Source organism: Gemmatimonas sp., assembly GCF_036405635.1.
In the GTDB taxonomy this organism is placed as follows: Bacteria; Gemmatimonadota; Gemmatimonadetes; order Gemmatimonadales; family Gemmatimonadaceae; genus Gemmatimonas.
On record NZ_DASWXE010000005.1, the window covers coordinates 1 to 10124 of the forward strand.

The 10124-nt window shown below is 65.4% G+C and carries 8 protein-coding genes and 1 pseudogene; 4 read left to right on the forward strand and 5 right to left on the reverse strand.

Annotated features, from left to right (window positions below; translation table 11 throughout):
* A pseudogene (locus VGE27_RS00210) lies at positions 1–605 on the reverse strand (MFS transporter); the annotation flags it as partial.
* A gap of 30 nt (positions 606–635) precedes the next feature.
* Positions 636–1595 carry an aldo/keto reductase gene (locus VGE27_RS00215; RefSeq protein ID WP_331047613.1) on the reverse strand — a complete coding sequence of 320 codons (960 nt, stop codon included), beginning with the start codon at positions 1593–1595 and terminating at the stop codon, positions 636–638.
* Between the two features lie 428 nt (positions 1596–2023).
* On the opposite strand from VGE27_RS00215, the gene VGE27_RS00220 reads away from it, so the two are divergent.
* The 3 genes from VGE27_RS00220 (at position 2024) to VGE27_RS00230 (ending at position 6895) form a co-directional block, all read left to right on the forward strand.
* Positions 2024–2590: an ECF-type sigma factor gene (locus VGE27_RS00220; RefSeq protein WP_331047614.1), complete on the forward strand. Its 567-nt coding sequence runs from the start codon at positions 2024–2026 to the stop codon at positions 2588–2590.
* On the forward strand, positions 2587–6159 hold the full coding sequence (locus VGE27_RS00225; RefSeq protein ID WP_331047615.1) for a serine/threonine-protein kinase: 3573 nt from the start codon (positions 2587–2589) through the stop codon (positions 6157–6159). Before VGE27_RS00220 ends, VGE27_RS00225 begins: the two co-directional genes overlap by 4 nt.
* A 106-nt stretch (positions 6160–6265) precedes the next feature.
* A complete protein-coding gene (locus VGE27_RS00230) occupies positions 6266–6895 on the forward strand; it encodes a hypothetical protein (protein ID WP_331047616.1) in 630 nt (209 codons plus the stop codon).
* 168 nt (positions 6896–7063) lie between these two features.
* Here the strand turns inward: VGE27_RS00230 and VGE27_RS00235 are convergent, their stop codons facing one another.
* The gene (locus VGE27_RS00235) at positions 7064–8161 is read right to left on the reverse strand and encodes a hypothetical protein (RefSeq protein WP_331047617.1); all 1098 of its coding nucleotides are present in this window, start codon (positions 8159–8161) and stop codon (positions 7064–7066) included.
* Positions 8162–8279: 118 nt separating this feature from the next.
* Between VGE27_RS00235 and VGE27_RS00240 the strand changes: the two genes are divergently transcribed.
* Positions 8280–8852: a class I SAM-dependent methyltransferase gene (locus VGE27_RS00240; protein WP_331047618.1), complete on the forward strand. Its 573-nt coding sequence runs from the start codon at positions 8280–8282 to the stop codon at positions 8850–8852.
* Here VGE27_RS00240 and VGE27_RS00245 read toward each other — a convergent pair.
* The gene (locus VGE27_RS00245) at positions 8849–9718 is read right to left on the reverse strand and encodes a PP2C family protein-serine/threonine phosphatase (RefSeq protein WP_331047619.1); all 870 of its coding nucleotides are present in this window, start codon (positions 9716–9718) and stop codon (positions 8849–8851) included. The two genes, VGE27_RS00240 and VGE27_RS00245, sit on opposite strands and share 4 nt — an antisense overlap.
* A gap of 96 nt (positions 9719–9814) precedes the next feature.
* Positions 9815–10124: DUF779 domain-containing protein (locus VGE27_RS00250; protein ID WP_331047620.1), on the reverse strand; the 310-nt coding region annotated here is incomplete at its 5' end.

The following is a 10124-nucleotide window of genomic DNA, read 5'->3' on the forward strand; positions in this document are numbered from 1 at the left end:
AGCACATGCGACGCACGCACGGCCAGCTCGAGGATCAGCGCCGACACCAGCATCAGGTTGAGCGGTCCCATCACGCCCACCAGGCCGGTGGTGATGGTCGCGCCCAGCATCGCGCCGATCGTGCCACCGACCGCCACCACACCGAACAGCCGCTTGCCCTGCCCCGGCTTGAAGACGTCGGTGAGCAGTGACCAGAACACCGACACGACGAACAGGTTGAAGATGCTCGTCCAGATGAAAAAGATGCGTCCCACCCAGATCGCCTGCTCCGCGCTCACGGAGCGGAAGATCAGGTAGAACACCACGAGGTTCATGATGAAGAAGCGGTACGTCCAGCCGATGAACTGGCGCCGCTTGAGCTTCGAGACGAGAGACGTGTACAGCGGGTGCACGAGCAGCATGCCGATCATGGTGCCCGTGAACAGCCACGCGAGGTTTTCGGCGCCGCTGGCCGCTCCCATGTCGTCGCGGATGGGGCGGATCACGTAGTACGCGCACAGCACGAGGAAGTAGTAGGCCGTGGCCCACACCAGCACCGCACCTTCACCTGGGCGCGCGCCTACACTGGCGCGCACGCGCGCCAGCACTCCCGTCTCAGTTGTCATGGAGAACCCGTGGAGGGGAACTGCACCCGGTCAGCGACCGGGCGCGGGGGGAAGAGCGTCGACGAACTTGATGATCTGCTCACGCTGCGCGGCCGTGGGGATGCGGCCGATGCCACCGCCGATGTTGTCGATCATGTTCTTCGCCTGGCTGGTGGCCGGCGTGATCGCCGTGACTGCCGGATGGGCGAGGATGAACTTGAGGAACAGCTGCGCGTAGGTGGTCGCGTCGAACTCCTTTGCGAATTCCGGCAGCGGCGTCGTTCCGGCACGGCGGAACAGGCTGGTGCGACCAAACGGCGCGTACACGAGCACCGCGATCTTCTTCTCCTGCGCGAGCGGGAGGATCTTCTCTTCCACGCCACGATTGTCGGCGGCATAGTCGATGCCGATGAAGTCGAGCGGCTCGTTGCGCATCACCTGTTCAAGCTGACCATACTGACTGTCGCTGGTGGTGGTGATGCCCACATAGCGCACCTTGCCGGCCTTCTTGAACTCACGGGCCACCGCGAGCTGCGTTGGCGGGTCACCCATGTTGTGCACCTGCATGAGATCGATCTTGGGCTGCTTGTAGCGAGCCAGCGACGTCTCGATCTGCGCACGGGCAGCGGCCGCATCGGCCGTCGCGGCCCCACGACCAGCGACGTTCACCTTGGTCGCCCAGAACATCTTCTTGGTGATGCCCATGTCGTTCACAAGCTTGCCGGCCACTTCCTCCGAGGCACCGTAGGACGGAGCGGTATCGAAGACGCTGGCACCACGGTCCGTCATGGCCTTGAAGACTTCGCGCAGGGCGGTGACGTCTTCAGTGCGGGCGACGGAAGAGAAGGTGGCAGAGCTGCCCAGCCCGATGACCGGCAGCTTCTCGCCGGTGGAGGGGATGGCGCGCTGAATGAGCTGTCCCTGCACGAGCGCTTCGAGCAGACGGGGCGTCAGGCTGAGCGTCGCACCGACACCAGCGGCGGTGGCAAGGAAATCACGACGGTTGACCATGGCGGGAACCTCGGGGGAGGCGGCGGGAGATGAAGCACCGGGAACACATTCGCTCCCTGTGACAGGAAGTGTACGCCCGCGAACGCGGCCTCGCTGGTCGAGCTCGCCGCAACGGTGTACACAGTTCCAAACACTGAATTGAGTTGGACGGCTCGAAACGCACCTTCGTTAAACCGCCCGCCAGAACGCTGTTGTCGCAAATGTTTGCTGTCGAACATCAGCGAACAAGCAAGAGGGGTGATCGGTGACTTTTTGATGGCGGACGTTTCGGCACGAACAGGCAGGAGGTCGTGACTTTTGTCACGCCCACCACGATGGCTGAGCCCGTCCCATCGCCTACTGTAAATCGGTACTCACCGCGCGTTGCCATCTGCGTGCTCGACCGGCAATTTGGTGCGGGCTTCAACTCATCCACCGGCGGACGTGACATGACCAGCGCGGGCGCGCCCGACGACCTCCTCGCCATACTGCAGAGCGGCCGCCGAGACGCACTCGATGCGTTGGTCCCGCTCGTGTATGAAGAGCTGCGTGTCATTGCCCACCGGCACCTGGCACGCGGACATGCCGGCACGCTGGACACCACCGCGCTGGTCAATGAGGCGTACCTCAAGCTCGTCGATCAATCGCGCGCCGCATGGCGCGATCGCGCACACTTTCTGGCACTCGCCGCAGTGGCGATGCGCCATGTACTCACCGACCGGGCCCGGGCCCGCATCGCTCTCAAACGAGGCGGTGTGCAGCATCGCGTGTCGCTCGACGAACAGGCGATCGCGGACGACGCAGAACCAGAGCAGTTGCTGGAAATCGACGACGCACTGCATCAGCTCGCCGACATCGACCCCCGACTCGCCCGCGTGGTGGAACTGCGGTTCTTCGGCGGATTGAGTGAAGAAGAGATCGCGGTATCGCTGGACGTCACGACCCGCACGGTTCGCCGGGACTGGGTCAAGGCGCGCATTCTGCTGAGGCACGCACTGGGAGCCGCAGACGCATGAACCCCTCGCTGGTCTCCGCCGACGAATGGCGGCAACTGGAGCCACTGCTCGATGCAGCCCTCGCGCTGCCGGCTGAACGCCGGCACGCGTATCTGCACGTGGCCTGTGGTGAAGACGAGGGCATGCGCGACAAGCTCGAACAGCTGATTCGGCACGCCGATACACCCGATCCCTTCCTCGACGCGCCGGCAGCCGAGCGTTTTGCCGCGCTACTCGCTACACCGTCTTCAGCAGCCGATGTCCTGTCCGAAGCCCTCACCGAAGCACTCGCCGATCGCTACCGGATCGTGCGGGAGCTGGGCCGCGGTGGCATGGCCACGGTGTATCTCGCACACGACATCCGGCATGATCGCGAAGTGGCGATCAAGATGCTGCGGCACTCCGTCGGCACCCTGCTCGGCGCCGATCGCTTCCACACCGAGATCCGGCTGACGGCGGGGCTGCGCCATCCGCACGTGCTGCCGTTGTTCGACTCCGGTGAAGCCGACGGCCGACTCTACTACGTGATGCCGTTCATCGACGGCGGTTCACTACGCGATCTGCTCGATGGCAAGGGACCGTCACGGGCCGATGAACCACGCCGCCGTCGTGTCCTGGCCCCGCAGGCGCTGCGCATCATGGCGCAGGTCACGAGCGCTCTCGCGGATGCCCATGCGCACGGAGTCGTGCACCGCGACCTCAAGCCCGAGAACATCCTGCTCACCCCCAGTGGCGAGCACGCCTATCTCGCGGATTTTGGCATCGCGCTCGCGGCGTCTCCGGATCCCATGGGACGCGTGACACGCCCCGGCTTCGTGCTCGGCACGCCGGCGTATATGAGCCCGGAGCAGCTACGCGGCGAAACCGATCTCGACGGCCGTAGTGACGTGTTCTCGCTCGGACGTGTGCTGTACGAGATGCTCACCGGCGTCTTGCCCCCCGATGGGGGGCTGCCGCCGGACTCGCCGCTGTGGGACACCCCAGTCGCCGCGCTGGTGACCCGTGCGATGGCCCCGGCGCGCGACCAGCGCTTTCAGTCGGCCAACGAGTTCCTGCGCGCCATCGAGGACACCGCACGCACCATCGCGTCGATGCCGGCTACGCTGGAGATGCCGATGCACACCGGTGCCGGTCCTATCAGTGGTGCACACCTGAGCTCCTCCATTGGTGCGCTCAGTGGTGCACACAGCGGCGCGACGTCCACCGGTGCACGGTTCTGGCGCCGACTCGGTATCGCGACCGGCCTTGCGGCGGCGGCCGTCATCGCGGTGTCGACGTCCTGGCTCTCCACGCGGGATGCCAGCAGCGCCGAAGATGCGCTCTGGGATGCCGATGCGGTGGCCGTGCTGCCGTTCCGGCTTGATGCGGGCGACGGTGCACCGTTGCTGTCTGGCGACAACTCAGCACGGTTGCTTTATGACGCACTCTCGCGCTGGGAGAACCTGCGCCTGAGTGACGAAATGCGCGTGGCCGATGCCCTGCGTGATCGGCGTGCGGTGGACACCCTGTCGGTCAACGGGGCACGAGCCGTTGCCCGCCGCATCGGAGCCGGCAGTTTCATATGGGGCGCGGTGTCGAGCAACAATGGCGTACTCCGAGTACGTGCGCACTTGTACGAAGCCGGTCGCGGTGAACCCGCCACACATGTTGTGCACATGGCAGCCGGCACCGATGTCGCCGCGGCATTCGCCGAACTGGCCGACTCGCTCGTTTCGCGCTTGGCACGCACACCAGGCACCGCGTCGCCGATGGTGGGTACGCGCAACTTCGAAGCACTCAAGCGGTACGCCGACGGTCATGCGGCACTGAAGCAGTGGGACACACGCGCTGCGGAAACGCAGTTCCGCGCAGCGATCGCGCTCGACTCAGGGTTTGCACCCGCATCGCTGGCCCTCGCGCAAAGCATGTCCTGGAGCGGCAATGCGCGACCCGCTGCCTGGCGCGCACCGGCATTGCGTGCCGTGACGGACTCTCTGCGACTGTCGGTGCGGGAGCGGGCGCTCGCGCGTGCGCTGCTGGCACTGGCCGAGTCACGTATGGCCGATGCATGCGAAGAGTATCGGACACTCTCGAGCCGTACGCCGGGTGATTTTGCGGCACGATTCGGCCTCGGCGAATGCCTGTCGTACGATCGCACCGTGGTGCGGGATGCCTCGGACACCACGCGGTGGCGCTTCCGCGCCAATCGCATGGAAGCCATCGCCGCATATTCGCAGGCTCTCGAGCTGGTACCGTCGTACTTCGAGGCCGCACGTGGTGCGACATTCGCCGCGCTGTCACGGCGCGTGCTGTACACCGGCGAAACCGACTATCGCCCAGGCGTGGCGCTCGCCCCGGACACGGTGCGCATGGGCGCCTTCCCGGAATTGGTTGGTGATTCGGTGGTGTATCGTCCCGTGCCGATCAGGGAACTGTTTCGCACGCCAGCCCCTGTCACACACAAGGCCGCGGTGGCTCGCAATCGCGAAGCGCTGCGTGCCCTGACCACACGATGGACGAACGTCCATCCGCGCAGTGTCGCCGCATGGCTGCGTCACGCCGAAGCGCTCGAGTCGTTGGGTATGCTCGAATCGGCAGGGCCGGGCACGGTGGGCGCATTGCCGGCGGTGCGCACCGCCCGGCGTCTTGCCGCGTCGGACACCACCATCCCTGCGGACCTGCGCACGACCGCAGCAGCCACTGAAGTGCGGCTGCTGCTCCGGTTGCGTCGCTTCGAGGATGCCCGACTGGCGGCGCGCGCGGCCTTGGCCGATACCATTCGCTACGCTCGCCGCGCGGTGGATGGAGACTCGAGTGAAGCCGTGAACGGCCTGCCCACACTCGCCGCCCTTGCCGCGCTGACTGGGCGTGCGCAGCTCGCGGCACGTCTGCTGGAGACCGCCGCGGCACGCTCGCCCAGTTCACTCTGGCTCGTACCGTCGGGCAAGGATCTCTCCCCACCGCTGCCCGTGTTGCGGGCGGCCGGGGCGTTCATGGCCTACGCGTCGCTTGGCGCGCCCATGGATAGTGTGCGTGCGACGCGAAATCGGGTCGAACGAGAAATCAACGCGTGGGTGCCGCGAGACGCCGATGAGCGAGACCGCGCCCGCGCGATCATGCTGGCGCGTGGCAGCCTGCAGGCGCAACCGGCACTGGGCCTGGCGGCTTTGGATGGACTCAACGAAGCAGAAGCCTACGATGACCACCTCGCGCTCTGGCAACGATTCGCTCGCGGAGACACCACCGGCATGCATGCAGCGCTGAGCGCTCCCGTTATGTCGCCCGTGGTGAATGTGGCACGCGCACCCGAGTGGCTGTTGCAGCGTGCGCACCTCGCGCTGGCTGTGTATGACACGGCGGTCGCTGTGACCGCGCTCGACGAAGTGATGACGTCATTGCCCACGCAGCTCGACCGCCTCACACGTGAACCGTCGCCCGCTGCGGCACTGGGGCGCGCGCTGTTGCTGCGTGCCCAGCTCTACGGTGCACGGGCGAACCAGCCTGGCGCCCGCGCCGCAGCCACGTCGGCTGGTCGTGCCGTCGCCGCACTGTGGGCGGACGGCGATGCAGAGTTCCGCATGCAATCAGCGAGCGCCGCGCGCATTCGCTGAGTATCCCAATGAGGGGGAGCGGCCCGACCGCTTCGAGCAGGGCCGTAACACAGTGAGCGATTCCATTCACCGTTCTCGCAGGGACGCACCTGCGGAGGTATGACTGATGCATCAAGTCCACTTTTCTTTCCAGCGCCTCGCATTCCTTGTCGCTGCCGCAATGCCGTTCGTCATCGCCACGCCGGCCTCGGCACAGCGGGACGGACAACGCAATGTCGCGCCATGGCGCCAAAGCCTCTCACGCGCCGCACGGAGCGCCAGCTTCGAGTCAGAGCGAACCCCCACGGTCGATCCGTCGGTGCCGCAGGGTTTTTCCACGGCGGGTATTCCCACCATCACCTTTGCGCCGGCCAAGGGCCCGCGTGGTGCGATCGGACTCGCTGGACGCATCACGAGCAAGGAAGCCTATCCCAAGCTCGGCATCCCGGCCGGCGTGAGCTATCTGTGGGTGGATGCCAGCAACGCCGTGCGCATGGCCGTCATTCCTGCGGACCCCACGCAGCCGGCCTACTGGTTCAATGCCGTCACGCACGCATCGATCTCGGGCTCACATGAAAAGTCCGATGAACTGTGCCGCTCCAATCCCACCGCCACTCAGCTTGGCACGCGCCTTCCGCCGGAAAGCCCGCAGCTGCTGATGGGTATCTGCACCTGCGTACACGGCGTGTGGATGCACTCCGAAGAAGATGGGTTCCAGATGGATGCGGCCAACGCGCGCGTGCTCACTGGTCGCTGAGGCGTCACGGCGCGCGTTACCCCTGAACGTGGAAACGCCGGCGGAAGTCGATTGACTTGCCGTCGGCGTCGGCCCTGGCTGAGCCTGGTACTGCGTTTTCCACCGCTCTCATGCGTGTTCTCTACCCATTTCTGCATTGACTGCCATTGACCCTGATGCCACATCGCATCAGGCGTTCAAAACCCAGCGAAATCCAATCCGATACGCGCCGCCATGCCCGACGATATGACCTGTGCGCAACGGCCCACTGTCGCCCTGCGGCCCAAATGCCAGTTCATCTTCGAGACGTATCCGTAGTCCATACGGAGCAAATGCAGCATCAGATACAAACAACTCGCCGACTGCGCCAAGCGTACCGAGCAGTGCGCCGGCAATCGCGCCGGTTGCCGATGAAGACAGCGCGCTCACGGCCACTGTACTGATAGACGACATCGCCCGCGTCAATTCCCGCGCAGCGGTCGCCTCATCCTGATCCGACTCGACCAATTGCAGCACCGCATGCATGACCTTCGGGAATTCCGGAGTGCTGCGCAGACTGAACTGCCCAAAGGGGGAATCACCAAGGCTCACGTGCGTATCATCCTGAAAGCGTCCGAGGAACCGTGAGGGCATGACACGTGTGACCCCGCTCGCCCCTATCAGTACGCCGCCCAGCACCATGTGATCCGCCCCGCGCGCCACGTTGGCTTCGTCCACGCAATGCACACTGCGCAACACGAGATCCATGCGTGTGAATCGTGCAGCCGGTCCGTCGCGCACCACCACCGGTCCGCTCGGTGCATCGGGCTCACTGGGCGTCACCGTGACACGCTTGGGCATCTGCCCATTGAACATCTTTGGCGACCGCAGGATACCGATGCTCGCACCACGCAGATCGATTGCCGGGCCGAGCGGCGCCAGGAGTCGTGCAAGTCGCGTGTCATCAGCCGCAAGCGCGCGCAGCTTTGGTGCCAGGCGTGTGAAAGCGCGCTCTTCGATCTCACGTACTGTCGCGATGGCCAGCGCCTCAGGCGCGTCGGCTTGTGTTGGTGCCAGGTACGTGTGGGGATCGAGGCGGTGCAAGAGTCCTTTGAGAGCCAGCGCCGTCGCCGTAGCGGCGGCAGACTCGGCATCACGCCGTTCGTCGCCCGTCAGCGCATGCACCGTGAACGGTTCCACCACGATCGCCTGCTCGGACTCGCTCTCGCCCGTGGCGCTGAGCATGTTCCGGCGGACAGGCGGCGTGAACAGAGTGGTGGGATGTCTGGCAACGGTGGGTTCTGGCATCAGCAGCTTCTCGGGCGGGACGGTGTGCGGGTCGGATCCAGCGCTCTTCACCGGCCGTACTGACTAGAACGGAAGAGTTGGGCAGAACCGGACACGGCTTTCGCGCGGGATATTGGCCATGGGTCATATTCCGTCGATGAAGACGTCCGAGGCACGAGCATTGATTGCCGCGACACCTATCGGCTCGCGGGATCCGCGGCGCTGGATTGACCTCGGCTGCGGCTCGGGCACGTTCACGGTGGCATTGGCCGAACTGCTTCCGGCCGGTAGCCACATTCTGGCCGTCGATCAGGACGCTGCGGCACTCCGAGGGATTCCGCCGCGCCACAGTGACGTGACCATCTCCACCCGCGTGGCGGATGCGACGTCACTGGACCTGGAGCCCGTCGACGGTGTGCTGATGGCCAACGTGCTCCACTTCGTGGCCGACCAGCCCGCACTGCTGGCCCGATTGGCGATGATCACGCCGACGGTGGTGCTGGTGGAGTACGATCGCACCAAGCCGCATCCGCCCTGGGTGCCGTATCCGGTACCGCGTGATTGGGCGGTGGAGCTCTTTCGTCAGGCGGGATTCACCACCGCCAACGCGCTTGGCACCAAGGCCTCGCGGTACGGGCCGGACCCGCTGTATGCGGTGAGCTTCGAGCAGTGGAGCTCGGCAGAGGCACAACCTCTGAGCTCCCAACGCTAGGGGCGCGCGCGACCCACCACGATCGTCACGTTGTCGGAGCCGCCGCGTTCGAGCACGAGGGCGAGCAGCGTATCGCACAACTGCTTGGCCGACTCCATGCGTGCGCACTCCACCGCGATCTCTTCATCGCTCACGTGCTTGGTGAGGCCATCGCTGCACAGCATCACCACACACCCGCGCTGCTGCACGTCCACCCGCGAGATCACCGGCATCGCATCCTCGGCGCCAATGGCGCTCGAGAGCACATGATTGAGCGGGGAATTGTGCGCCCGCTCCGGCGTGAGGGCACCGCGGTCGATCATCTCCTGGGCCAGCGTCTGGTCGCGCGTGACCTGGCGCAGCATCCCGTCCTGGAAGTGATAACAACGACTGTCGCCCACCTGCAGCACGTACAACCACGGCCACACCACGATGCCCACGGATAGCGTGGTGGCCATCTTGCGACCGTCGAGCTGCAGCACCGCCTGCTCGCGCACCCGTCGATGGGCTTCGATCGCCCCATCGAGCAGGGTGGCGGTGAACTCGTCCTCGCCCGACGAACCGGCCGCGTTCCAGCAGTGCATGGCCGACGCGAAATGCTCGGTAATGGCAATTGTTGCCAGGCGACTGGCTTCGCGACCATCGGCACTGCCACCCACGCCGTCGGCGACGAGCATGATGGTGGCCACCCGTTCGCCACGCAGCGCGAGCGACGCCGGATCACCCAGGCTCGTGCCGTGCACCACCACCTGCGGGTGCACGGTGCACAACAGGAACTGGTCCTGATTGTTGGTGCGCACGAGCCCCATGTGGGTCACGCCATGCAGGTCGAGTTCATCGTCCCGGGGGCGCGCGGCGGGGAGAGTTTCCAATGGCGCTGACGACATGTGTGGACTATCGCACGTCAGGGGAACGGCCGGCAAGCGGCGAGCCCTGCCGTCTTTTCCATTCGTCCTGTCGATACTCCAGTCGTCCCCGCGAACCTAAGCTTGCTCGCCTCGCGGTGGTTCGCCGGCCGCTTGGAGTGCCGCCCATTCGTCGTCGGTGAACAGGCGCGATCTCGTGAGAAATCGCATGCCCTCGGGCGTTTCCACCGAGAACCCTGCACCACGCCCCGGCACCACATCGATGGTCAGGTGCGTGTGTTTCCAGTATTCGAATTGCTCACTGCCGATATAGAACGGGGTGTCCGCAATGGATCCGAGGTAGACATCCCGGGATCCAATGCGGAATTCACGACGGGGATAGCACATGGGCGTACTCCCGTCGCAACACCCACCCGACTGATGGAAC

Excerpts from the sequence above, each read along its gene's own strand:
- VGE27_RS00235 (WP_331047617.1), bottom strand. The coding sequence starts at position 8,161 with ATGCCAGAACCCACCGTTGCCAGACATCCCACCACTCTGTTCACGCCG.
- VGE27_RS00245 (WP_331047619.1), bottom strand. The coding sequence starts at position 9,718 with ATGTCGTCAGCGCCATTGGAAACTCTCCCCGCCGCGCGCCCCCGGGAC.
- VGE27_RS00240 (WP_331047618.1), top strand. The coding sequence starts at position 8,280 with ATGGGTCATATTCCGTCGATGAAGACGTCCGAGGCACGAGCATTGATT.
- VGE27_RS00230 (WP_331047616.1), top strand. The coding sequence starts at position 6,266 with ATGCATCAAGTCCACTTTTCTTTCCAGCGCCTCGCATTCCTTGTCGCT.
- VGE27_RS00215 (WP_331047613.1), bottom strand. The coding sequence starts at position 1,595 with ATGGTCAACCGTCGTGATTTCCTTGCCACCGCCGCTGGTGTCGGTGCG.
- VGE27_RS00225 (WP_331047615.1), top strand. The coding sequence starts at position 2,587 with ATGAACCCCTCGCTGGTCTCCGCCGACGAATGGCGGCAACTGGAGCCA.
- VGE27_RS00220 (WP_331047614.1), top strand. The coding sequence starts at position 2,024 with ATGACCAGCGCGGGCGCGCCCGACGACCTCCTCGCCATACTGCAGAGC.